This window comes from Nitrospina gracilis 3/211, from assembly GCF_000341545.2.
In the GTDB taxonomy this organism is placed as follows: domain Bacteria; phylum Nitrospinota; class Nitrospinia; order Nitrospinales; family Nitrospinaceae; genus Nitrospina; species Nitrospina gracilis.
The window spans coordinates 679,734-703,027 of record NZ_HG422173.1 but is presented as its reverse complement, the minus strand read 5'-3'; the positions used below and the strand labels follow the sequence as shown (position 1 = coordinate 703,027).

The 23,294-nt window shown below is 57.2% G+C and carries 22 protein-coding genes; 16 read left to right on the top strand and 6 right to left on the bottom strand.

Annotated elements, in window-relative coordinates; all coding sequences use genetic code 11:
- A partial coding sequence (locus TX82_RS03215) for an ethylbenzene dehydrogenase-related protein (protein WP_144079069.1) occupies positions 1–981 on the top strand: 981 nt, incomplete at its 5' end.
- Positions 982–1,090: 109 nt separating this feature from the next.
- Here TX82_RS03215 and TX82_RS03210 read toward each other — a convergent pair.
- Positions 1,091–1,405, bottom strand: coding sequence for a rhodanese-like domain-containing protein (locus TX82_RS03210; RefSeq protein ID WP_005006779.1), 315 nt, complete (start codon positions 1,403–1,405; stop codon positions 1,091–1,093).
- A gap of 267 nt (positions 1,406–1,672) precedes the next feature.
- Here TX82_RS03210 and flgF point away from each other — a divergent pair, with 267 nt between their 5' ends.
- The 6 genes from flgF to TX82_RS03180 all read left to right on the top strand — a co-directional run bounded on the left by flgF (position 1,673) and on the right by TX82_RS03180 (position 6,629).
- On the top strand, positions 1,673–2,464 hold the full coding sequence (gene flgF, locus TX82_RS03205; protein ID WP_005006777.1) for a flagellar basal-body rod protein FlgF: 792 nt from the start codon (positions 1,673–1,675) through the stop codon (positions 2,462–2,464).
- A 62-nt stretch (positions 2,465–2,526) separates the two neighbouring features.
- Positions 2,527–3,315 (top strand): flagellar basal-body rod protein FlgG, encoded by a 789-nt coding sequence (gene flgG / locus TX82_RS03200; protein ID WP_005006775.1) that lies wholly within the window; start codon positions 2,527–2,529, stop codon positions 3,313–3,315.
- Between the two features lie 79 nt (positions 3,316–3,394).
- Positions 3,395–4,075 (top strand): flagellar basal body P-ring formation chaperone FlgA, encoded by a 681-nt coding sequence (flgA, locus tag TX82_RS03195; protein WP_005006774.1) that lies wholly within the window; start codon positions 3,395–3,397, stop codon positions 4,073–4,075.
- Entirely contained in the window at positions 4,076–4,819 is a 744-nt protein-coding gene (locus tag TX82_RS03190; protein WP_005006773.1) for a flagellar basal body L-ring protein FlgH, read from the top strand.
- 34 nt (positions 4,820–4,853) lie between these two features.
- Positions 4,854–5,975 (top strand): flagellar basal body P-ring protein FlgI, encoded by a 1,122-nt coding sequence (locus TX82_RS03185; protein WP_005006771.1) that lies wholly within the window; start codon positions 4,854–4,856, stop codon positions 5,973–5,975.
- A gap of 30 nt (positions 5,976–6,005) precedes the next feature.
- Complete coding sequence (locus TX82_RS03180; RefSeq protein ID WP_005006770.1) at positions 6,006–6,629, top strand: hypothetical protein; 624 nt, start codon at positions 6,006–6,008, stop codon at positions 6,627–6,629.
- A 245-nt stretch (positions 6,630–6,874) separates the two neighbouring features.
- Here TX82_RS03180 and shc read toward each other — a convergent pair whose 3' ends face one another.
- A complete protein-coding gene (gene shc / locus TX82_RS03175) occupies positions 6,875–8,866 on the bottom strand; it encodes a squalene--hopene cyclase (RefSeq protein ID WP_005006766.1) in 1,992 nt (663 codons plus the stop codon).
- 223 nt (positions 8,867–9,089) lie between these two features.
- On the opposite strand from shc, the gene rplM reads away from it, so the two are divergent.
- The 6 genes from rplM to TX82_RS15920 all read left to right on the top strand — a co-directional run bounded on the left by rplM (position 9,090) and on the right by TX82_RS15920 (position 13,011).
- Entirely contained in the window at positions 9,090–9,518 is a 429-nt protein-coding gene (gene rplM, locus TX82_RS03170) for a 50S ribosomal protein L13 (RefSeq protein ID WP_005006764.1), read from the top strand.
- A 20-nt stretch (positions 9,519–9,538) separates the two neighbouring features.
- The gene (gene rpsI, locus TX82_RS03165; protein WP_005006763.1) at positions 9,539–9,928 is read left to right on the top strand and encodes a 30S ribosomal protein S9; all 390 of its coding nucleotides are present in this window, start codon (positions 9,539–9,541) and stop codon (positions 9,926–9,928) included.
- A 93-nt stretch (positions 9,929–10,021) separates the two neighbouring features.
- Positions 10,022–11,059 carry an N-acetyl-gamma-glutamyl-phosphate reductase gene (gene argC, locus TX82_RS03160; RefSeq protein WP_005006762.1) on the top strand — a complete coding sequence of 346 codons (1,038 nt, stop codon included), beginning with the start codon at positions 10,022–10,024 and terminating at the stop codon, positions 11,057–11,059.
- 155 nt (positions 11,060–11,214) lie between these two features.
- Positions 11,215–12,411, top strand: coding sequence for a bifunctional glutamate N-acetyltransferase/amino-acid acetyltransferase ArgJ (argJ, locus tag TX82_RS03155; protein WP_005006761.1), 1,197 nt, complete (start codon positions 11,215–11,217; stop codon positions 12,409–12,411).
- A gap of 4 nt (positions 12,412–12,415) precedes the next feature.
- The gene (locus tag TX82_RS03150) at positions 12,416–12,796 is read left to right on the top strand and encodes a hypothetical protein (protein ID WP_144079068.1); all 381 of its coding nucleotides are present in this window, start codon (positions 12,416–12,418) and stop codon (positions 12,794–12,796) included.
- 5 nt (positions 12,797–12,801) lie between these two features.
- Positions 12,802–13,011, top strand: coding sequence for a hypothetical protein (locus TX82_RS15920; protein ID WP_144079067.1), 210 nt, complete (start codon positions 12,802–12,804; stop codon positions 13,009–13,011).
- A 163-nt stretch (positions 13,012–13,174) separates the two neighbouring features.
- Here the strand turns inward: TX82_RS15920 and TX82_RS16140 are convergent, their stop codons facing one another.
- Both TX82_RS16140 and TX82_RS16135 read right to left on the bottom strand, forming a co-directional pair.
- Entirely contained in the window at positions 13,175–13,603 is a 429-nt protein-coding gene (locus TX82_RS16140; protein ID WP_005006758.1) for a putative signal transducing protein, read from the bottom strand.
- Positions 13,604–13,631: 28 nt separating this feature from the next.
- Entirely contained in the window at positions 13,632–14,342 is a 711-nt protein-coding gene (locus TX82_RS16135) for a hypothetical protein (protein WP_005006757.1), read from the bottom strand.
- A 343-nt stretch (positions 14,343–14,685) separates the two neighbouring features.
- On the opposite strand from TX82_RS16135, the gene TX82_RS03135 reads away from it, so the two are divergent.
- Both TX82_RS03135 and TX82_RS03130 read left to right on the top strand, forming a co-directional pair.
- A complete protein-coding gene (locus tag TX82_RS03135) occupies positions 14,686–15,972 on the top strand; it encodes a CDP-alcohol phosphatidyltransferase family protein (protein WP_187291900.1) in 1,287 nt (428 codons plus the stop codon).
- An 18-nt stretch (positions 15,973–15,990) separates the two neighbouring features.
- Positions 15,991–18,858, top strand: a complete 2,868-nt coding sequence (locus TX82_RS03130) for a tetratricopeptide repeat protein (RefSeq protein WP_005006751.1) — start codon at positions 15,991–15,993, stop codon at positions 18,856–18,858.
- Positions 18,859–18,894: 36 nt separating this feature from the next.
- On the opposite strand, the gene TX82_RS03125 is transcribed toward TX82_RS03130, so the two are convergent.
- On the bottom strand, positions 18,895–20,901 hold the full coding sequence (locus TX82_RS03125; RefSeq protein ID WP_005006749.1) for an ATP-dependent DNA helicase: 2,007 nt from the start codon (positions 20,899–20,901) through the stop codon (positions 18,895–18,897).
- Positions 20,902–21,099: 198 nt separating this feature from the next.
- Between TX82_RS03125 and TX82_RS03120 the strand changes: the two genes are divergently transcribed.
- Positions 21,100–22,005 carry a lipid-binding SYLF domain-containing protein gene (locus tag TX82_RS03120; RefSeq protein ID WP_005006746.1) on the top strand — a complete coding sequence of 302 codons (906 nt, stop codon included), beginning with the start codon at positions 21,100–21,102 and terminating at the stop codon, positions 22,003–22,005.
- Positions 22,006–22,027: 22 nt separating this feature from the next.
- Here TX82_RS03120 and phnE read toward each other — a convergent pair whose 3' ends face one another.
- Positions 22,028–23,197, bottom strand: coding sequence for a phosphonate ABC transporter, permease protein PhnE (gene phnE, locus TX82_RS03115; RefSeq protein ID WP_005006744.1), 1,170 nt, complete (start codon positions 23,195–23,197; stop codon positions 22,028–22,030).
- Positions 23,198–23,294 lie beyond the last annotated feature (97 nt).

The following is a 23,294-nucleotide window of genomic DNA, read 5'->3' as shown; positions in this document are numbered from 1 at the left end:
TTGATTGCCGCATTCGTTCTGGGTGGTGCGATGGTGTCTTCTGCGGCAACCATCGAAGCCCTGAATGTCGGCAAGCGGGCCATTCCGGTAGATCCGACCGATCCTTTCTGGTCCAACTACGGACCGACCAAGGGCCGGCACGTGGTTGTGGATATGGACCCGCAGATGATCACCAACCCGATGTGGCCGAACCCGGCTACGAAGTGGGTGAATGTCAAGGCGGCACGCAATGACAAGGAAATCGCAGTTCGCCTTCAGTGGAGCGATGGTGTTCGCGACGACATCATGGTCCGGTCCCAGCAGTACAAGGACCAGGCCGCGCTGATGTTCCCGGTAAAGGCAGGCAGTGAGCCTCCTTTCACCATGGGTTCCGAAGGCGAGCGTGTCAACATCTGGCAATGGAAAGCGACCTGGGATAAAGAAGGCGCTGGCCGGGCCGGAAACGAAGGCATGCAGGACATGGAAGATCACTATTCCAACATGGCTATGGGTTCCGCTGGTTACTACATGTACGAGCCGGATGGAAACCTGTTGCTGAAAGGTGCCTTGAAACCGGATATGACCGGTAGCAAGGACGAGCGCGGAAAAAGTGGGGTTCACACCGGCGGCGCTGGTGAGATCGCTACGCGCTCCACCTTTGTGGACTTTGGCATGGGTAAAAACGAAGGTGTTTACAACCCGGGCCGGGCTACCCACAACATCCTTTCCGACGCAACCATGCGGCGGTCTCCGGTTGAAGACCTCAACGCAGAGGGTTTCAGCACGCTGACCACGCAGGCCAATCAGGACGTGGATGGTAAAGGCAACTGGTCGAACGATCGCTGGGCGGTGGTTTTCAAACGCGCTTTGAAAACCGACGATGCCAATGACGCTCAATTCACTGGCAACAGCATGCCGATGGCCATCGCCATCTGGAACGGTTCCAACAAGGAACGCAATGGCCAGAAAGCCATTACGGCATGGAATACCCTGAAGTACTAACCGACGGGCATTCTAAAAATACAAACCGGGAATGGGGTTCGCCCCATTCCCGGTTTTTTTGATCAGCCAATAATTGCTAGCAGACAAATTTTAAATAAACGTCCTCAATTCACTCCGCTTCCCAACCCATATCCATCCAACGCTGCATGCCACCCTGGCTGACGCAGATAATATTGGTGAGGCCCGCGCCTTCCAGAGTCTCCGCTGCCTTTTGCGCCCGTCCCCCCATTTTGCAATGAACGTACACGTTCTTGTATTTTTTCAGTTCATCGGCAATATCTTCCACATCCTCGTGGTTTTGGTTGCGAGCTCCCTTAATATGAGCTTCTTCGAATTCTTCTTCGGTTCGCACGTCCAGAATCAAATCGTCGGGCCCCATGTTGGGCAACAAATCGTGCAGCTTGTCCACGCTAATATGTTCCATGAAGAGTTTTCTCCTCCTTTAATGAACTAAAAACTCCGTTCGTTGTTTTCAGAATTCCAAACCCGGCAAATTTGACAGGGCAACCGGGCTGACCGGAAAATTATGCCAAAAACCCGACGCCGTATGACCTTGTCCCGGGTGGGACGGTGGTTTCATAAATTCAATGAAAGAAAGGCGTTGTGGGCTTCTTAGTGCCAATAAAACAATAAATTATTATTTGGCACCGATATTGCTGAGATTCCTGCATCGGGAACAAAGGAGTCAAAAATGCTTGAAGGTTTATATATAGCATCCTCTGCCGGGGTGAAGCAACAGCGAAAGCTCGAAGTCATCAGCAACAACATGGCGAACGTGAACACGCCCGGTTTCAAAAAGGATGCACTGGTCTTTAAAGAACTCGTGCCGCCCTTCATGGCTCCGCAAAGCATGGAAGCGAACCGAAATTCCCTGCTTCCCACGAACCTTTCCAATCACGGAGTGAGTTATGTGGACGTGGCCGGACAGACCACGGATCTACGCCAGGGCACCCTGAATAACACCGGCAATCCCTTTGATCTGGCAATGCAGGGGGACGGATTCCTCGTGGTGGAGACACCGGATGGACCCCGCTATACACGGACCGGAAGTTTCAAAGTCGATGATCAAAGGCGTCTGGTGGATAAGGACGGCAATGTCCTGAAGGGCGTTGGCGAAACAAACATTTTGTTGCCACTCGATAACCAGGTGATCAGTGTGGACAAGGTGGGAACCATTTCGGTCCGAATAAATCAGGAGGTGCAGAACATAGGCCAATTAAAAGTGGTCCAGTTTGAAAACCCGAAGCTCCTGAAAAAGGAAGGAGATAGCCTCTATTCCATGAGTGACCCGGATCAATTGCCCATTCCTGTAGAAAATCCGAACATTCAACAGGGATTTATTGAAAACAGCAATGTCAGCGCGGTTGAAGAAATGACCAAAATGATTCAAACCGTTCGCACGTTCGAGGCTTACCAAAAAATAATTCAATCCATAGATGAGGCCGACCAGCAGTCGGTGAACAGCATAGCCCGTCTGGCATAAGGACAAGGGAATAAAGTGGGCCAAGCAGGGTCCCGAAACCCAAGTGATAAAGGAACAAGACCATGATGCGATCGTTATACACCGCCGCCACAGGTATGAATGCTCAGGATTTGAACGTGAGCGTGATCTCCAACAACCTGGCCAACGTGAATACTTCAGGCTTCAAACGAAGCCGGGCGGATTTCCAGGACCTGTTGTACCAGACATTGAAATTGCAGGGCACCCTGTCCAATACCGGTAACCAGGTACCGACAGGTATCCAGCTGGGTTTGGGTGTGAAACCGGCCGCGGTTCAGAAAATATTCCTACAAGGTGATTTTGCGCAGACCCAGAACCCGCTGGACATCGCCATCGAAGGTGATGGATTTTTCCAGATCACAACGCCGACCGGTAATATTGCGTACACCCGTGCTGGCACTTTCAAACTGAATCAGACGGGACAGATTGTCACGTCGGACGGTCTGCTCCTGCAACCGGCGGTCACCATCCCGCAGAACGCATTGAACATTTCCATCGATCCCTCCGGCGTGGTTTCGGTCACCCAGCCCAACTCTCCGGTGCCTTCGGTTGTCGGTAACCTTCAGATCGCCACTTTTCAGAACCCGGCCGGTCTCCAGGCTTTGGGCGACAACCTGTTTTTGCAGACCGGATCTTCGGGAACGCCCATCGTCGGAACTCCGGCACTGGATAACCGGGGCGCCATCAAGCAGGGATTCCTCGAATTGTCCAATGTGAGCGTGGTGGAGGAACTGGTAAACCTGATCACCGCACAAAGAGCCTACGAGGTCAACTCACGGACGGTTCAAACCGCAGATGAGATGCTTCAGATTGCGAGCAATTTGAAACGCTGATAGGGGGCATGATGAATAACCAAACGATAAAAAAATCCAGAACCACCTGCTCCTCATAACCGGCCTTCTGATTTTCCTTATGGGAACTTGGAGCCTCCCGGTCTGGGCGGCTTCCACCCAGGTGATCGAGGCAAAAGCCATTCAGCAGATGGCTCGCCAGTTTCTAACCCGTCAGTTAACGTGGGCTCCCGATCGAATGAAGATGGATGTTTTTTACAAAGGCGGGGATGTGAGCCTGCCCGAGGGCGAGGTGGACTTTGAATTTCGTCTTCCCGGACATAAAAACAGAACGGGAACGATTCCCTTCAATCTCACCTTCCGCGTCGATAACGTGATCAAGCACCGCGTCACCCTGTTGGCCAACGTGGAGGTCTTGTTCGATGTGGTTCAGGCAACCAGAACCCTGCGCCGGGGCGATGTCATTTCCAGCGACGATGTGAAGCTGGTCCAGGTGGCTTCCACCAACCCCATCATGAATAACGTCATGACAAATGTCGATGATGTGATCGGCCAGGAAGTGGTGAGCAATCTCGGATCGGGAGACATGATTTCCAATTATATGATCCGGCGCGTGCATGTGGTCAAACGTGGAGATCGAATTTTGCTGGTTGCCGAAAAAGGACCTCTGCGTATCACCGCCCCGGGACTGGTGGAAGAAAACGGTTTCCAGGATGCCATCGTCAAGGTGAAAAACCTCCAAACCCAGAAAACGGTTTACGGAACCGTAAAGGATTCCAAAACCGTCACAGTGGATTTTTGAATGAATATGAAATCGTGTTCCCCATTTGAACAAATCCTTTTGCTGGCTCTGGTCCTTCCCGCATTGGGCCTGGGCGGCTGTGCGGCGTTAAATAAAGAAAAGAAACCGGACCCGGCGGAAGAAATCCTCAAGCATGCCATTTTTGAGACCAAGGAGGAGCCGTACCAGCGGTTGGAAGGTTCGCTCTGGCCGGGGGAGACATCCGAAAATCTGTTGTTTGCGGACACCAAGGCAAAGCAGTTGGGAGATGTGGTGACTATTGAATTGGAGGAAAACTTCACTTCAACAAACTCCGCCACGACAGCCACTTCACGCGATTCAACCATAGACATCGAAACCGGGAGCGTGCTGGGCCTGCCTACGAACCTGGGCGTGTCCAATTTTCTCGGCAGCACGCAGTCGTTCAATCCAAATTTAAACACCAGTGTCAGCCGTTCGCATGATGGAGAAGGCACCACCACACGCGCGGGCACCATGACCGGCACCATGGCGGCGATCATCACCGAGGTTATGCCAAACGGAATTTTTAAAATTGAAGGACGCCGCACCGTGATGGTGAACGACGAGGACCAGACCATGATTCTGGGAGGTCTGATTCGCCGCGTCGACATCGGGTTCGATAACACCATCTCGTCCCAGAACATCGCCAATGCGTCTATCACCTATTCAGGAAAAGGCGTGGTCTCGGAAGAACAGAATCCAGGCTGGTTATCACGCTTCCTGGCTTACATCTGGCCGTTCTGATGAGCGGACACGGAATTAAATGGGAGAGAAATTAATGTTTCGTAAGTTGAGGTGGGTTCAGGTATCGGCCTTTCTGTTGTGCTTTTTCATGCTGACGGAAAACGCGAGCGCCATCCGCATCAAGGAACTGGCGAATGTGAACGGAGTGCGCGCAAACCAATTGATCGGATTCGGACTGGTGATCGGCCTTGCCAACACCGGTGACCGCGCCACCAACGTGTTCTTCTCAATCCAGACGATGGTCAATATGTTGCAGAAACTGGGCGTGACGGTTCCTGAGGACCGCGTCAACCAGTTGCAGTTCAAAAATGCCGCCACCGTCATGGTGACAGCGGAACTGCCGCCTTTCGCGCATCAAGGTGACCGCATTGATGTCACCGTCTCCTCGCTCGGTGACTCCAGCAGTCTCCAGGGTGGGACCTTGCTCATGACTCCCTTGAAAGGCCCGGACTCGGTCACTTACGCCGTGGCACAGGGTCCGGTCTCCATTGGCGGCTTTGCCGTGCAGGGCCAGGGGCAGGGAGTGCAGGCGAACCATTTGAATGTCGGCAGGATTGCCGGTGGCGGGATGGTTGAAAGGGAACTGCCCAACACGTTCCATACCAAGGAAAACATCATCCTGTCGCTCAAGCAAACCGACTTCACCACCGGCGACCGCATTGCAAAAAAGATCAACTCCGTTTTGAAGGACGAATTCGCGACCAACCTGGATGGGCGCACCATTCATATCAAAGTGCCCCAGTTTTACAAAAACAACGTCGCCGAATTCGTGACACAAATCGAGGTGCTGGATGTCCAGCCGGATTCCGTCGCGAAGGTGATTATAGACGAGAGGACCGGTACCGTGGTCATGGGCGACAACGTAAAGATATCGAGAGTGGCGGTGGCCCACGGAAATCTATTTGTCCAGGTCACGGAAGAGCCCGTTGTTTCCCAGCCGGATCCTTTATCTGAAGGAAAAACGGTGATCCTTCCCAGAACGCGGATTGCCGTAGGGGAAGATGAAGACCGTCTGATAGTCGTGCCCGAAGGCATTGACCTCGGCCAGGTGGTCAACGGACTCAACGCCATCGGTGTGACGCCGCGCGACCTGATCTCGATACTTCAGGCGATCAAGGCGGCGGGGTCCCTGCACGCGGATCTGGATGTCATTTAAGCAAGCAAACTAGGAGAGGGGTGTACGGCCATGAACGGCATCGAACAATTGAACAAAACTGTTTTGAGGATCAAAAACTGGGGATTCGATTTCATCGCCATCCACGTGAAGGCCATTTGCATGGTCCTCATCCTGGTGTTTCTGTCGGCGTGTGAGGTGAAGATGGCTCCCTCCCAGTTCTGGGAAACGGTCTTCACTCCCGACACCGATTCCGAGTATTACAAAAAGAAATCGGAAAATCTGGTGCACGACCTCACTCAGGGAGTGCAGGAATACGAAATCAACAAGGTGGTGGTGCTGGACCTGGTGGACGATGAAAACAAGGTTCCGATCCTTGGCGAGTACATGTCATCGCGCGTGGTGGAGGCCATCACCCGCGGCCGCTTCTTCCGCGTATCGCAGAAAGGGGAAGTGCTGTCCACACTGGAACGGCTCGAACTCAAACCCTCTGTGCGCTACACGAAGGAAGAGATTCAGCGTATCGGCCACGAACTGAAAGCGCAGGCCATCATCAACGGCAAGGTCCGTGACATCGGCGCCAATATCGACGTGCATGTGTCCATGGTGGACATTGCCAGCGGCGAGGTCATTGCCTCGGCCACCGAACAATTGAACCGGACCCGGTTTGCGGTAGAACTTCTGCGCCATTACTGACTCGCCCTCGGTAATGGATTTCCATCCCGGATGAGCGGCGCCCCGATTATCCGGGCAAAACAAAACCACCCTGTCCCAGTGGCAGGGTGGTTTTTTTGTTTTGAAACAATTGGATGCTTTGTTTCTCTTGAAAGCAACAGCCGGTTGCTATGGCCTGGGTTGGGCCTGCCGGAAAAGGAAGGAGATTTTGAAATGGACCCAGGGACCATCGTTGGCCCGCCAAGCAGCAGCCCGTGGTCCCGGCCTCAGCCCGTATTCGGTGCAGTGCGGGGCGGTACGGTGCCGTGATCGAGCACATGACGGTAGCGCGCCAGCGCCATCAACGGAAAAAACTGCCGGTACATGTGGTAGCGGATGTAGAAGTGTTCCGGAAAGCCGGTGCCGGTGAACTCGTCCTCGTACCACGACCCGTCATCCTGTTGCGTGGTGATGAGGTAATTCACACCGCGCCGCACCACCTCGCTTTGCGCTTCTCCCGCTTCCACCAGTGCCATGAGAGCCCACGCGGTCTGCGACTTGGTGCTGTCGCCTTTGCCGGCATACTCGTAGTCGGAGTAGCTGTAGCAGGTCTCGCCCCAGCCGCCGTCTGCATTCTGCCGTGAATTCAACCAGTCCACCGCCCGGCGCACCATCGAGGATTGCATGTCCTCGCCGATGGAGCTCAGGCCCATCAGCACCAGCCACGTGCCGTAGATGTAATTCACGCCCCAGCGGCCGAACCAGCACCCTTCCCGCTCCTGGCTGTCGCGGATGAAGGTGAGCGCGTGCTCGACCCGCGGGTCCTTCGGGTCGTGACCGATGCGCCCCAGCATCCACAAAATGCGCCCGGTCACATCCACCGTGGGCGGGTCCAGCATGGCACCGTGGTCGGCAAACGGAATTTCATTGAACAGTTCGTGATCGTTGTCGCGGTCGAACGCGCCCCAGCCCCCGTTACTGCTTTGCATGCTCATCAGCCAGGTGAGGGCGCGCTGGAACTCGCGTTCTTTCCACTCGGTGTCGGAGATGGCGGTGCGGTGAATCGACATCAGAATCTCGGCGGTGTCGTCGGTATCCGGGTAGGCTTCGTTGTAAAACTCGAATGCCCAGCCGCCCGGTGGCGTGTGCGGATTTTTGATCTGCCAGTCGCCTCCGCGCGTCACCTGCTTTTTCATCATCCATTCGATCGCTTTGACGATGCGCGGATCGTCCCCGGGCACGCCCGCGTCCATCAGGGCGTTGCAGGAGATCGCCGTGTCCCACAAAGGCGAGACGCAGGCCTGCATCCATTCCTGGTCGCCCTGCCGGATGAAGAAGCGGTCGATGCTCTCCATTCCTTTTACGATCGCCGGATGGTCCATCGGGTAGCCCATCAGGTTCAGCGCGAGGACCGAATTGAACATGGCAGGCTGGATGCCGCTGAAGTCGCCTTCCGGTTCCTGATGTTTGAGGATCCATTTCTCCGCTCGGCGCATTGCTATTTTGCGGAATGGTTTCCACGAAGATTTGCCCAGCAGTTTCAGCACGCGGTCGGCCAGCATGAACGCCGACGACCAGTTGAGCCCCGGGTTGCGGTTCTTCACCCCCATGTCGCGGTCGGCCCCGGTAAAGATTTCCGGGACGCTTTGTTCGGTGGGCAGGGGCCACACCGGTTTCATCGAGCACACGACGGAAAGCGGCACCACCGTGCCGCGCGACCAGCTCGACATCTCGTAGATGTTGAAGTAAAACCACGTCGGCAACAGCACCGCTTCCACCGGCGTGGCGGGCGTCCATTTCCAGTCGATCTGCCCCAGCATGGCGAGGAAGATTTTGGTGAACACCCGCGCCTTCCTCACACCGCCCAGGCTGAAGATGCACTGCCGCGCTTTCGCCATTTCGGGCGCATCCAAAGGAAGGCCGCACATCTTGAGCGCGACGTAGGCTTCCACCGTGGTGCCGATGTCCGGTGGCCCGCCGTAGTACAGCGTCCAGCCGCCGTGTTCCTGCTGTTGCGCCAGCAGGTAGTTTTTGATGCGTTCCTTTCTCTCCGGCTGGTCCAGCCCGAGGAAGTGCATGAGGAACACGTATTCGGCGGTGATGGTGACGTTCGATTCCAGCTCCTCCACCCAGTACCCCTCCGGATATTGCGTTGAGAAATGGTGTTGGCACGAACGGGCGATGGCCGTGTCCAGCCGGGCGCGGTCGTTTTCGACCTGCGCAGGGGCTTCGGGGTTTGTGGCTTCGGGTTGTAAATTTTTTAGATTTGAGTTCTGCATGATCGGGAAAAAATGGTAAACTTTGGGTTCTCCACCGGCAACGCCGATTTCCAGCCAGTCTGAAGGAAACGCTAAAATACCGCAAACCGTTTCCAAAGGGAAGCCCGGATCGGGCCCGGAAGCGATTATTTTTCAAAACCTTTCGCTTTCCTGTTGACACCGGGACCGGAGTTATCTAGTATAACCCGTTTACATATCCAGTTGAAATCTCCAGGTTATTGAAATGAAAACGTTTTCCGCGAAACAAAGCGATGTGGAAAAAAAGTGGGTCGTGGTGGATGCCGCGGACCAGCCGCTCGGCCGCGTGGCCAGCAAAGTGGCGGCCATCGTCCGAGGTAAAACCAAACCCATTTTCACCCCCCATGTGGACACCGGCGACAACGTCATCGTCATCAACGCCGCCAAGGTGAAACTCACCGGCCGCAAATGGGAAGACAAGATTTATTACCATCACACCGGTTGGCCCGGCGGCATCAAGTCGGCAACGGCACGGCAGGTGATGGACAAACAGCCGAAGGAATTGCTGAAGAACGCCATCAACGGCATGCTTCCAAAGAACCGGCTGGGACGGACCCTGAAAAACAATTACCGGATTTACGACAACGACAATCATCCGCATGAAGGCCAGAAACCGGAAGCGGTGACGCTTTAGAGCGATTGGGAGTTTTTTGAATGGAAGATCGATATTACGCAACCGGACGACGAAAAGAATCCATCGCCAAAGTGTGGATCACGCCGGGTGAAGGCCAGATCACGGTCAACAACAAGAATCTCGACGCCTACTTCGGCCGGCCAACGGCGGAAATGATCGTGCGCCAGCCGCTGGTTCTCACCGAGACGCTCGGCAATTTCGACATCCGGGCGACGGTTCTGGGCGGCGGTTTGTCAGGCCAGGCCGGTGCGCTGCGGCTTGCGGTTTCGAAAGCGCTGCTGGGATCCGATCCCGAACTGCGCCTCCCCCTCAAAAAAGCCGGATTCCTCACCCGCGACCCCCGCGAGGTCGAGCGTAAAAAATACGGCCGTCGTGGCGCCCGCAAACGTTTTCAGTTCTCCAAGCGCTAAAAACACTTTTGCGGACTTTCTTTCCGCACGTTTCCTGAATTATCATGTGGAAGGTTCGGTCCCCGAACCTTCCATTTTTTTTGTGATCCCGTTATGAACCGAGTCAGCATCGCAGGGGCCACGGGGTACACCGGCATCGAACTGCTTCGCCTGCTGGTGCGCCACCCCAGTGTGCGCATCGTGTCCCTGACCGCCGAATCCCACGTCGGCAGGAACATCGCCGAAGTTGCGCCTTCGCTCGCCGGTTATCTCGACCACACGCTGGTGCCACTCGATGCCTCTATCGGCCAGGACTGCGACATCCTGTTCCTCGCCCTGCCGCACACCGCGTCGATGGCGCACGTGCCGGAACTGTTGCAGGGCGGGTGCCGCATTGTGGACCTGAGCGCCGATTACCGCCTGCACGACAGTCAGGTGTACGGCGAGTGGTACAAAACGGAACACCAGAATCCCGAATTGCTGAAAGAATCGGTGTACGGCCTGCCCGAGTTGCACCGGTCTTCCATCGGCTCCGCCCGGCTGGTCGCCAATCCGGGGTGTTACCCGACGGGCGTCATCCTCGCCGCCGCACCGCTGATCCAGACCGGCTGGGGCGATGCGGATTCCATCGTCGCCGACTGCAAGTCCGGCGTTTCCGGTGCCGGCCGCAAGTTGAGCCAGACCACGCAATTCTGCGAAGCGAATGAAGGCGTCTCCGCATACGGACTCGCCGAGCACCGCCACGCCCCGGAGATCGAGCAGGAGATCAGCCGCCTCGCCGCGCGCGATATCACCATCACATTTTCGCCGCACCTCATGCCCATGACGCGCGGCCTGTTGTCCACGGTGTACGTGAACCTCAAGCAGGAAATCGACCGCGACCGCCTGCACGAGCATTACGAAGCGTTCTACGAAAAGGAACCGTTCGTGCGTGTTCTGCCCCCGGGTCGTTTCGCCAACACGCATTTTGTCGCCGGGTCCAACTTCTGCGACATCGGTGTGCAGGTGGACACGCGGAACCGTCGCGCCATCATCACCAGCGCCATCGACAACCTGATGAAAGGCGCGTCCAGCCAGGCGGTGCAGAACATGAACCTGATGCTGGGTCTCGAAGAAACCGTGGGACTCGACACTCCGCCCGTGTTTCCGTAGCAACGTTTTTTGATTTTCTTCCCCTTTACAAGGGGAGGATGAAGGTGGGGTCCTTCATCACCTTCCTTCAGTTTCCTCCCTGAAAAGGAGGGGAAGCGGTGGGTCCCGTGCGTCAAGCCACAAAATATTCATAACCCTGTTTCCAAGACACGCTGATGAAACTGAAAACGAAAAAGACCTTGTCGGTGCCGGGTTTCAAAGCCGGAGGGGTGGCCTGCGGCATCAAGAAAAACGGCAAGCCGGACCTCGCCCTGATTGTCTCCGACACTGCCGCCACCGCCGCCGGACTGTTCACCACCAACCGCGTGGTCAGCCCCACGGTCACGGTGACGAAACAACACATCCAAAGCGCAAAGAGCGTGCGCGCCATTGTCGCCAACAGCGGCAACGCCAACGCCTGCACCGGAACGGACGGAGACCGGACCTGCCGCGACATGGTGGCGCTCACCGCAAAACAACTGGGTGTCACCGATAAGGAGGTGCTGGTCGCGTCCACCGGCGTTATCGGGGTGAAGCTGCCGCTCGCCCCGGTTAAGAAAGGTCTGCCGCAACTTGGGGGTGCACTTTCGCCCAAAGGATGGAACGACGCGGCGGAGGCGATCCTCACCACCGACCTGGTCATCAAGACTGCCTGCGTGGAGTCCAACGGCATCACCGTCGGCGGCATCGCCAAGGGATCGGGCATGATCCATCCCAACATGGCGACCATGCTGGCGTTTCTCGCCACCAACGCGAACATCGGCAAAGCGGACCTCAAGGCCGCGCTCAAGGTCGCGAACGAACACACCTTCAACCGCATCAACGTGGACGGAGACACCAGCACCAACGACATGGTGGTGATCCTGGCAAACGGGCAGGCGGGGAACGCTTCGATCAAAAAGGGCACGAAAGCGTTTCGGGATTTCGTCGAGGCGTTGACGGCGGTGTGCAAGTCGCTGGCATTCGCCATCGTGAAAGACGGCGAAGGGGCGACCAAGTTCGTGACCGTGTCGGTGAAAGGTGCAAAAACAGAAAAGCACGCGCTCACCGTGAGCCGCGCCGTGGCGGATTCCAAGCTGGTTCAGACGGCGCTGTTCGGCGAGGACCCGAACTGGGGCCGCATCATCGCCGCCGTCGGCTACGCAGGGGTGCCGGTGAAACCGGAGAAGATCGACATCGCGTTCAACGGCACGCCACTGGTGAAGAATGGCGCGCCGGTGGCGGGACTGTCCGTGACCGCGCTCCACAAGCAGATGAAAGCCAAGGACCTGCGCATCGACATCGGCCTCGGCATGGGCAAGGCGTCGGCCGAGACCTACACCTGCGATCTGTCCTACGACTACGTCCGCATCAACGCCGAATACACGACGTGATTTGTTGGCTGAAAGAAATATTTTTAATGGCCACAAATCTATAGAAAGGCCCAAGGTAATAAATATGCCGTTTAATTGGGAAAAAGTTAATAATGCATATAAGGAGAGGGGAAACTCTCCTGAATCTTGGATTTCAACTTCCAAGGCCTTACTTGTATCCGCTCGTGTGCTAAGAGATGCATTTGAAAATGCTCAATTAACTTTGCCTGAATCTGATAATAAGAATGAGAATTTCGAAATATTAATGAGCACGCTTGAGCCTGAGTTGATGCTTCGCGCATTTGCCTTGGAATGCCTTTACAAAGCAATATGGCTCTCACGAGGCAATGAATTATACAAAAATGGATCGTTTAAAGGGGTTGATGGTAACAAAAACATGATTTAGAAGAATTGGCAAAGGCAGTAAACCTGCACGATAATTTGAGTGATATCCAAAAAAGAGTTTTGTCGGTACTTTCTCAATTTAATGAAAGAGGTCGGTATCCTATTTTGAATAAACCAAAAGATGTTCAGGAATTATTGGGATGGTGTGTTTCAAATCACGATCCGGCTTTTGATGAAATTGTAGCGATGCTCTATGCAGAATTAGGAATTAATTAGAAAAACATGCTCCCCCTTTGCAAGGAGAGCTTTTGAAAAGTCATAAAAAATCAGAGGAAGCCACCCTCACCCCAACCCTCTCCCGTCAAGGGAGAGGGAGTCTTTAAATTCCTTCTCCCCTGTTGGGAGCACTCACGGAGTGACAGGCTAGGATGAGGGGGCATCATGATTCTTCCTTCGTTTCGCTTTTCGGCCGTTTGAAGGTCGCACCGCAGTCGCGGCATTTCATGGTTTCACGCAGGAAGAACAACGGTGCGCCCAAAAGGACGAACGTTAAAATGAGCATCAGCGGGTCGCCCAGCACCATGGTTGCGTTGTGTCCACCGCAGTGGGGGCAGGTGAGCGGCGGTTCGGTATCGATCTCCGCGATTTCATCCTGGTGGTCGGTGGTGAGGATGTCCTTCGCCGCGTCCACCCAGTCTTCCGGCACCTTCACCTTGATGCCGCCCACCGCCGGCGTGTACAGCCAGTTGATGCTGAGCAGGTGTTCGTCGGCGATGAACACGGGAATGCCCTCCGCCTCCAGCCGCGCCTTCGCCAGGTGCGCCTCGTAAGGCATCGAGTAGCGGGCAATGGTGATCAGCTCCGTCATGCCGTCCCCCGATCCGGTAAATGAAGAATCAATCGCCGAGTCCATAAAAAGTCTTTTCGAACGGGTAGGGTGTGGGCGAGGTTCCCTGTACGCCGAACCCGCCCTGCCCTTCGGTTTTCCATTCGCGGCCATCCACCTTTTGCAGCGAGTGCCCCGCCAGCAGGCCCCAGTGGTAGCGCAGTTGCACCTCCAGCGGCACTTCCATTTTACCCGAATGGGCGAGGTGGCGGGTGAGCGGCTCCGAATACACATAGAAAAAATATCCCGGCGCGTTTTTCAGGTGCAGTTCGACGTAGTGACGCCCGTATTCCACGCCCGGACCCGGCGCAGAGGGCGTTGCCTTGTATGTTGCCGCAAGGGTGCGGGTGACGGTGACGTGGGTGAACGCCGATACCGAAACCAGGTGCAGGACGAACGCCACGCACAATGCGAGGAACACCTGCAGTGCCGTGCGGAAAAAACTGAACACCAGCACCACCGCCGCGATCCCGGTGTTTGATACCAGCAGCCACAAAGGCAGGCCCTCCCCGAACGCCATCTGCAACCCCAGCTTCACCAGCCCCACCAGCAGCACCGCCATGCTCAGCATCCACAAGGTGACGCGGGTGATGGTTTCCGGCGACCTGCGTTCCCCTGGAATCAGCAGGACACCGGGAATGGTGAGCAGGACGAACAGGCAGAGTTCCGCCCCAAAGGGAACGAAATTGAGTGCCGAAAGAATCCCGTAAATCGCCTCCACAATTCTCCTCTTTTGGTTAGAGTGACCGAACGAACCGCTATTGGACCCCGTTCCGGTCCCAAGGTCAATATTTGCGATCCGGCGGCCCACTTCGATTTCAGCCTTTTAATCAATATAGGAACTTCTAACTTTTCCAAAATCGAGAGGGTTTCCAGACCGGATGATGCAGGCCACACTTACTATTATTAACCAACTGGAATTCATTTCCGAAGACGAACCGAATCTCAAAAAATAGGGCAATTATGCGTTACCCTCTTGAAATTTCTATACTTCTTGCTATGCTTGAACCAGTTTTCCCGACGATTTTTCGACTGAAACGACCATTTGGATGGTTCTGGGCTGCGTGGAATTTTCAACCAAGGAATCCCCCGATACGGGTTCTCATGAGCTTGATAATACAGCGGTTTTGTTTTTAACCGACCCTCCCGATACGGCTGAGCTTTCCGGCTGGTATGCGCGCAAAATCGTCGGTGTTCCATTTTTACTGCTGAACCTGTTGCACTTGCAGAAAGCCGGTGTGCAATCGGTGACGGTGTACCACCGAGGCCTTCTGGGAGGTCAGAAGGGGCGCATGATCCCGCTCACGGAAGACCCCCGCCTGCGGATTCCGGTCGAGTGGGAATCGGATCCTGCGCGGCTGGCCGCCCGCTTGAACGAGAATGCCTGTCGGCTGGTGGTGAACGGTTCCGCCCTGCACTGGCATACGGATTTGGCTGGAGTGTTGAAGGAGCCCAGCGATACCGATCTGCTGGCCCGCACCCAGGTGTACGAAGTTCCAAAGGACACCGCCCCGGAGGCGCTGGCGACGTGCCTGAACGAGTTCAGCTTGGCGGAGACGAGGAAGATCGGCCGCGTGCCGGGACCCCAGAATCTTGATACCGTGCGGCTGGTGGCGGGGGACCACAACCGCTGGGTACAGACAAAAGACGATTTCCACCGCCTGCATGAACAACTGTTGAAGCTGGGCGGCATGAGCAATGACAGTCCGATGGACCGTCTGGTCACGCGGCATATGTCGCGTCACCTGACCCGGCTGTTCATCCGGACACCGTTGACGCCGAACCAGATCACCTGGGCGCATCTGGTGCTGGGCCTGGTCTCCGGCTGGTATTTTTATCTCGGCGGATACGGCAACCAGTTGACCGGCGCCTTGTTGCTGATGCTGTCGGCGTGGCTGGACAGCACGGATGGAGAGATCGCACGGTTGCGTTTTCAGCAATCGCCCTTTGGCGGCATGCTGGACATCGTCGCCGACAACGTGGTTCACTTCGCGGTGTTTCTGGGCATCGGCCTGGGGTTGTACCGGATGACGGGCAATGCCGCTTACAGTTACTTGGGCGTGGTCGCGGTGGCGGGGTCGCTGACCTGCTTTCTGTTGTTGCAGTCGGACATCTTTAGCCAGCGCACCACCGGGTCGTCGGACGCGCCGGCGGAAGAGGCTGAAAGCCTGGTGGACCAGATCGCCAACCGCGATTTCATATATTTTCTGTTCGCCATGGCGGTGGTCAACCTGCTTGAGATTTTTATTGTTGTGACGGCCATCGGTTCGGTGGTGTTTGCGGGGTATGTGGCTTACAGCCGGTTTAAACCGCAAAGCCGGACTCAGGGTCAGGGATTGCAATTGAAATAACCGTTCGTTTCGGATCACATGAATCTTTACCAGGCCATCAAGGAATACGTCCCCCAGCTCAAACGGGGGGAAGGCGACGAGCGGGGCGGTACCCTGCTCATTGGTGAAGGTTGCACCTTACGATCCGGCATTCCCAGAGGCGATGCGGTGGTGAAACTGATTCAGGAACGGTTTCCCGATGCCGTGCAGGGAGAAGGTAAAAGCCAGGAAGAATGCCTCGCCCGGCTTTCGCCCAGCCAGAAACTGAATTTGCGTAACGTCATGCTGGAGGAAGCCAGCATCAACTGGGCGTACATCTGCATCGCCCTTCTGATGCGGGACGGGTACATCCGGCGTGTCCTCACCACCAGCCCGCATCCTCTTCTGCAGCGGGCGTGCTCGCTGGTGAACGTGTTCCCTGCGGTTTACGACTGCTCGGCCACAACCGTTCTGGACGCGGCGAAGGTGGCGGGTACAGCCATTTTTCATCTGAACGGGCAGATTCCCGGTGAGACCCCCGGCGATCTCGCTCCCGTTTACGCCGCCGCCAACGAGTTCGGCCCGTGGTTTGTCGTGGGTTACGACGACCGGGACGAGGATCCCGTCTTCCAGCAACTCACGAAAGTGGAGCAGTTCAAAAACGGCCTGCTCTGGGTGCTCCCCAAAAACATTTCGCCCTCCCGCTCCGTTCACGAAAAAATCCTCACCAAGGGCAAGGAAGTGGAATACACCAATGCCAAGGATGCGGATGCGTTTCTGATTCTCATGATGCAGGAGTTGCAGGTGGAAGTGCCGGAGTTGATCGCCTACCCGTTCAGCCATCTGGGTGACGTCCTGCGCAAGATCGCCTACTTCCCGGCGCCGGGTATGGTCGAGGAGATGCACGTTGTGGACATCGCCCTGCAACAGATCAAGCTGGCGATCAAGGATTATGAGGGCGGGGAATGGGGCGACCTGGTGGAAGGCGAGCTGGACATGGACGTGCTTAACGAGCCTGCCCTGTTGAGCGCCCTGCAGGCGGCGCAGGCGGGACTGGTAAAAGGGTCCGCGCAGGAAATCATTTCGCAACGGGCGCAGTACGATAAAACCCCCAACCAGCAGTTGGGCGACCTCCTTATCTGGGCTTACCTCAAGGAGGGGGACGACGCGTATTACAAAGCCCAATCCGGAGGTGAGAACGCCACCGCAATGCGGGCCAAGGCCCGCGAATACTACGAACAGGCCCTGAACCTGCAACCGGATGGATCGGAGATCGTGTTCAAACTGGGCAAGCTGCTTGCGCAGCAGGGGCATCAGGTCCCGGGAGAGGAATCCAAATCCCTGCTTGGCCAGGCGGCGGACAAGTTCAAGCAGACCCTCGACCTCAATCCGGATTTTCTGCCTGCGCGCCTGCAACTCGGTAACGCGCTGGTGGACCTGGCCGCGCAATCGGGCAACGGCGAAGCCGACGAGAAGTTCGGCGAAGCCATCGAGCAATACCAGACCCTGCTCGAACTGGATCCGGAAAATGTGGAAGCGGCTTTCGGTTGCGGTCTGGCGCTTTACGCTCAGGCGCGAAAGAAAAAGGGTTCGGAGGCATTGCGTCTCTACGGGCAGGCCGCGGAGAAACTGAAAATCGGACTCAAGTACCAGCCCAACCGGCTGGATGCGTTGTTGCCGATGGGTCACTCCCTGCTGGTGTTCTCCCGCTCGAAGAAGGGGGAGGAAGCCGACCGCATGCTGGCCCTGGCCTGCGAAAAATTCCAGTACGCCTGCCAGGTGAAGCCGGAGATGCCGGAAGCCCACTTCGGCTGGGCGGACGCGCTGTTCGAACGCGCCTCTTCACGGAACGACATCAAGGCCAACGACTTTTTCGAACTGGCGCTGGACCAGTACAAAACCACGGCGCGGCTGAAGCCCGATTTGCCCCGTGTGCATTTCCGCTGGGGGCTGGCGTTGTTTCATATGGCCCAGCGCAGGGACGGCAACGACTCGGCAAAGTTCTATCAGCTCGCTTCCGAGAAATTCCAGACCGCGGTCAAACTGAATCCGCAAAACGTGGATGCCTACCTGCGGCTGGGGCGCATCCACGTCGAGCTTGCCCAATCCAGAAAAACTGCGGATGCAGACAAGCTGTACGACCGCGCCATCGATTATTTCCAGGCGGTGCTCAAACTGCAACCGAAGAACGCCGATGCCATGGCGCAGGTGGGAACGGTTCTCCTGCACAAGTCGCAACTGAAGGATGCGACGGATGCCGAACGCGACCTGCGGGACGCCATGGAAAAATGCAAGGCCGCACTGGAAATCAAACCGGGCCATTTCCAGGGAACCCTGATCTGGGGCCAGGCTTTGCTGGAGATGGGACTCAAGCGCGTCGATCCGGATGCGTGGGTGTTCGAGGAGGCGGAGGAGAAACTTCAGGCCGCTTTAAAATTACAGTCGGACCATCCGGACGCACTGGTGGGGCTGGCTCACTGCCTGCTGAACAAGGCGCGAAACATGGATGCGGACAAGGCCGCGGCCGCGCTGGAAGAAGGGCTCAACCACGTGCAGACCGTGCTCGAAGAGCACGATCAGTCCGCACCCGCCCGCAACGTCATGGCCGCCATCCTCATGGAGCAGGCCCGCAACAAGCGCGGCATCAATGCGCATCCCCTGCTGGCGGAGGCCAAAGGCCACCTGCAGCGCGCCGAAGACGTGCAACCGGGTTCCGCCACCTACAACATGGCGCGGCTCATGGCGCAACTCAACAACGAGTCGGGGTGCCGCGAATGGCTGGAGAAGTGCAAGGCCAACGGCGTCCTGCCGTCGTCGCTCATGCTCACCAAGGATCCCTTCCTCGAGCCGATGCGCGAGTCCAAATGGTTCAAGAAACTCGCCGGTTCCGGCAGTGAACCCAAAGAAGAAAAAGCGCAGGCCTCCTGACCCCGCTGCGCGCGCTCCCTTGATTTCAATTCCCGTTTAAATATTTTCCGAAAGGTCGACCGGATCGCTCTTGAGCGCCGGACTTTGTGCGAGAAAACGCGCCACGTCTTCGACCTGGCCGGTGGTGCGGCACGGCGGCAGGGAGGCGAGGAACTGCTTGCCGTAACCGCGACTGCTCATGCGCGCATCGAGTATGCTCACCACGCCGCGGTCGGTGGCCTTGCGGATCAGCCGCCCGAACCCCTGACGCAACTGAATGATGGCGCGCGGAATCTGGTAATGGCGAAAGGGATTGATCGACCGTTTCTTCAAATCTTCGATGCGTGCTTCCACCAGCGGTTCGGTCGGTACGTCGAACGGAAGTTTGGTGATGATGACGCTGGACAGCGCGTCGCCCGGTATGTCCACGCCCTGCCAGAACGAGCTGGTGCCGAAGATCACCGACGGCGTTTCCTTAAAACGCTGGATCATGCGTGTCGGCGAGAGTTCCCCCTGCTTGAGCAGTTGGTATTTCTGCAATTGCGGATCGAGAATGCGGTGCACGCGGTTCAGCGTATCGTAGCTGGTGAACAGCACGAACGTCTTGCCGCCGGTGGCGTGGATCAGTTCCATGCACCTCGCGGCGATGGCCTGCACGTACTTGTCGGTGTCGCCGCCGGGGTCGGGCAGATCCTTCGGCAGATACAACAACGCCTGCGAGGCGTAGTCGAAGGGCGAGTCGAGAATGCGTTCGTCGCCGGGATCGCATCCCAAACGCTCCTTCACGTAATCGAAGGTGCGGTTGGTGGTGAGCGTCGCCGAAGTCATGACGATGCGGTCGGTCTTGCCGAACACCTGCTCGCGCAGTTCGCCGTCGATGTGGATCGGCACGCCGCGCAACGTGGCGCGCACGAAACGTTTCTTGTTCACCACCTCCAGCCAGTACACATATTCTTTCATGTTCTGGTTCAGCAGGGCGGAGAGGGAGTTGTTCACTTCGAAGAAACGCACCGCCGCCGCGTGCATCTCCAGGTATTCCTCCTCGTTGTCGAGGCGCGAGGCCAGTGACTTCACCGCTTCGTACAGATTCTGTAACGGAATGTAGATGCTGTTGTTGATCGCCGGCGGCTGGTAGAAGCGGAGCGTGCGGTCACTGCGCCCGTACTGGTCGAGCACGTTGGTGAAGAATCCCTCCACCGCCACCCGCACCCGCGCCACCTGCTGTTTGATCTCCAGCGTCAACTCGTCGCGGATGCGCGTCAGCGAGCCGCGCTTGGTGCGTGGATTGTAAAACCGGTCGAGAAAATAAATGAGGCCCGAGTTCGACATCTCGAGGCCGAGAAACGACGTCGCCGCCTCTTCCAGGTTCTGCGCCTCGTCGAAAATCACCGCGTCGAAGCGCGGCAGGACGGCGCCGTTGTTGGCGACATTGGCGAAGAACAGGTGGTGGTTGACGATGAGCAGGTGCGCGCCGAACCAGCGTCGCCGCTCCTTGAAGTAGAAGCACGAATCGTAGGTCTCGCAGTTTTTGCCGAGACACAAATCCTTCTGCCGCCCCACTTCCTCCCAAACCGCGGCCGACGGCTCGAACGGCAGGTCGCTTTTGAATCCGGTCTTCGTCTGGCGTGCCCAGCCGAAGATGTTGGTCAGTTGTTCCTCCTCGTCCACGTTGTTGAACAGCCCCGCCTGTCCGGCACGTTTCATTCTGCGAAGCGACAGGTAATTCTCGTTGCCCAGGCACAGGGCATAGCGGAACTGGAGACCGAGCTGTTCCTGCAGGATGGGGATGTCGTGGTTCAGGATCTGTTCCTGCAGGGTCTTGGTGTAAGTGGAGATGACGACGCGTTTTTCGTTGGCCACCGCCCACTGGATAGCGGGCACGAGGTAGGCGAGGCTCTTGCCGGTGCCGGTGCCCGCCTCCACCAGCAGGTGGCCGCTGCCGGACAGAGCCGACTCCACAGCCTCGGCCATCTCCAACTGCTGGGAGCGGAACTCGAAGCCGGGAAACCGCGTGGACAGCACGCCCTCGCGGTTGAAATAGTCACGCATGGGGGGAAACGCCATGATTCAGGTCCGGAGCCTCATCGAACAGGAACTTTTTTGAGATTCATAATAATCATTAAATTATTGATTTTTTGTCGTTTATAAAATATAATAAATTCACTTAAATCATAAAATCTAAAGTAATTTCTTGGTATTTTCGGGCAACGCCCCGGCTGGGCCGGGTCGTTCATCATTCTGTTTCATTTTGGAGACCGCACCATGAAATCCCTTGTTGCCGTTTTAACGGCGGTCGTCACCCTGTCGGGCCTGCTGGTCACCGGGGCGCAGGCCGGACTCTCCGCACAACAGCAGGTCCTGCAGGATTCTCAGTTTGTGCTGGAAGAGATTATATCGGCTCCGGACGAAGGAATCCCGTCCAATCTGATGGCGAAGGCAAAAGCCATCGTCATCATGCCCACCATGGTGAAAGGCGGCTTCTTTGTCGGCGCGCGCTACGGCACCGGCGTGGTGGCGGTGCGCGACGCCAAAACCGGCCGCTGGGGTCCGCCGGCCTTCATCAGCACCTATGGCGGCAGCTTCGGCTTCCAGTTCGGCGCGCAGGCGGTGGACCTGGTCCTGCTGGTGATGAGCGAACGCGGCGTCAACGCACTTTTGGACAACAAATTCACGCTGGGCGGCGACCTCGCGGTGTCGGTGGGACCCGTCGGCCGTTACGCCGAGGCGGGCACGGACATCGGCTTCCAGGGCGAGGTGTATTCGTACTCGCGCAGCAAAGGCGCGTTCGCCGGGGTGTCGGTGAAGGGCGCCCTGTTCCAGCCGAACGAAACCTACACCCAGCAGTACTATCACACGCATTTGTCCTCACGGCAGATCATGTTCTACGGCGGCATGAACCAGGTGCCGAGGTCGAGCGCCATATTCATGCGCAACCTCAACCGCCTCGCGCCCGCATCGCCTGCGGTGTTGACCAAGCTGCAGCGCGCGGTGCCGCAAACCACCGCCCAGCACAAACCGAAAATGCAGTCGCAAACGAAAATCCCGGAACCCGCACCGCAGGAGATGAAAAAGAACGTTCCGGGCAAGGGGGAGCTGATCCAGAAATCCGAGGCTCCCCGGCAGACCGAGCGGCCCCTCCAGCTACCGAAACCGCAACCGCTCTGGTGACTTCAGGCAGGCAGGGAGGGGGTCACGACGCCAGCGTGATCCTCTCCCGCACTTTCGCGCTCACCACATCGAGGGCGATCACCACCACCGCAATCGCCAGCAACGCCGTCCCCGCCTGGTTGTATTGAAGCAAATTGATCCACTGCTGTAACAGGAACCCGATCCCCCCGCCACCGACGAAACCGATGATCGTGGACATGCGTACGTTGATGTCCCAGCGGTAAAACCCCAGCGCCAGAAACTGCGGCAGAACCTGCGGCAGGACGCCGTACAACACCACCTGCAACGGACGTGCCCCCGTGGCCGTGATGGCCTCCACCGGACCCGGGTCGATGCTCTCGATCTGCTCCGAGAACAACTTGCCCAAGGCGGCGGTCGAGTGCACGGCCAAAGCCAGCACCCCGGCAAACGGACCGATCCCCACCCACACGGCAAACAGGATGGCCATGATGAGCGGTTCGATGGCGCGGAGCACGTTGAATCCCGTGCGCACCAGGTAATAAACAGCGGTGCCCGTTGCGCGGCGCGTCATCAGGTTGCGCGCGCCTAAGAAGCTCAACGGCGCGGCGAACAGGACGGCGAACGTCGTCGCCATCAATCCGAGGAACAGCGTCTCGACGATTTTGTCCGCCGTGAGTGTCAACGTCTCGCTCACGTGCCACTCCCCCGTCTCCCAGGTCAGCACCACGCGCACGTATTGTTCGTCGCCGCGCGCCGTCGTCGGCACGGTGATCTGTTTTTCAAACCCGCCCCGGCCGTCGGTCGTCACCTCGCCCAGCGGGTACTCCTGCTCGATGGCGTTCACCCAGTACAGCTTGCCCGTGCGGTTGGGCGCGAGATGAAACCCCCGCGCCGTCAGCGTTTCGCCGATCTGCCCGCGCGTGCGCGTGAGTCTCAAAACGGGATCTTGTGTGCCCGGTGGGGTGATGGCGGATTCCCCGGCGGTGGCTTTCTGCAGAAAGAAGCCGGCTTCCGTGGTCTGGCGTTCGGTCTCGAAAGTGATGAGTTCGGGTTGCAGGAGGGCGGTGACCAGCGGTTTGACCAGATGGAAATCTTTAATCAGGGAGGTGGGATGGATCTCCGTCACCCGCCAGCCGTAGGCATAGACGATCAACGCGACGAACAGGTAAACGAAAAACTTCGTGCGCGTGTAGAAGGGCCGGTGTGGAGGCGGTGTGGGCATGGATGCCATTATATATCCCTCCCCTTACCAAGGGGGCACTCACAGAGTGACGGGCTGGGTGGGTTTGCCTTTTAAGGTTTATTCCCAAAGGAGGGCGCTCCAAAAC

Bases quoted from the DNA above. Each gene is read 5' to 3' on its own strand.
- TX82_RS03210 (WP_005006779.1), bottom strand. From the start codon at position 1,405: ATGGAACATATTAGCGTGGACAAGCTGCACGATTTGTTGCCCAACATG.
- flgF (WP_005006777.1), top strand. From the start codon at position 1,673: ATGCTTGAAGGTTTATATATAGCATCCTCTGCCGGGGTGAAGCAACAG.
- flgG (WP_005006775.1), top strand. From the start codon at position 2,527: ATGATGCGATCGTTATACACCGCCGCCACAGGTATGAATGCTCAGGAT.
- flgA (WP_005006774.1), top strand. From the start codon at position 3,395: ATGGGAACTTGGAGCCTCCCGGTCTGGGCGGCTTCCACCCAGGTGATC.
- TX82_RS03190 (WP_005006773.1), top strand. From the start codon at position 4,076: ATGAATATGAAATCGTGTTCCCCATTTGAACAAATCCTTTTGCTGGCT.
- TX82_RS03185 (WP_005006771.1), top strand. From the start codon at position 4,854: ATGTTTCGTAAGTTGAGGTGGGTTCAGGTATCGGCCTTTCTGTTGTGC.
- TX82_RS03180 (WP_005006770.1), top strand. From the start codon at position 6,006: ATGAACGGCATCGAACAATTGAACAAAACTGTTTTGAGGATCAAAAAC.
- shc (WP_005006766.1), bottom strand. From the start codon at position 8,866: ATGCAGAACTCAAATCTAAAAAATTTACAACCCGAAGCCACAAACCCC.
- rplM (WP_005006764.1), top strand. From the start codon at position 9,090: ATGAAAACGTTTTCCGCGAAACAAAGCGATGTGGAAAAAAAGTGGGTC.
- rpsI (WP_005006763.1), top strand. From the start codon at position 9,539: ATGGAAGATCGATATTACGCAACCGGACGACGAAAAGAATCCATCGCC.
- argC (WP_005006762.1), top strand. From the start codon at position 10,022: ATGAACCGAGTCAGCATCGCAGGGGCCACGGGGTACACCGGCATCGAA.
- argJ (WP_005006761.1), top strand. From the start codon at position 11,215: ATGAAACTGAAAACGAAAAAGACCTTGTCGGTGCCGGGTTTCAAAGCC.
- TX82_RS16140 (WP_005006758.1), bottom strand. From the start codon at position 13,603: ATGACGGAGCTGATCACCATTGCCCGCTACTCGATGCCTTACGAGGCG.
- TX82_RS03130 (WP_005006751.1), top strand. From the start codon at position 15,991: ATGAATCTTTACCAGGCCATCAAGGAATACGTCCCCCAGCTCAAACGG.
- TX82_RS03125 (WP_005006749.1), bottom strand. From the start codon at position 20,901: ATGGCGTTTCCCCCCATGCGTGACTATTTCAACCGCGAGGGCGTGCTG.
- TX82_RS03120 (WP_005006746.1), top strand. From the start codon at position 21,100: ATGAAATCCCTTGTTGCCGTTTTAACGGCGGTCGTCACCCTGTCGGGC.
- phnE (WP_005006744.1), bottom strand. From the start codon at position 23,197: ATGGCATCCATGCCCACACCGCCTCCACACCGGCCCTTCTACACGCGC.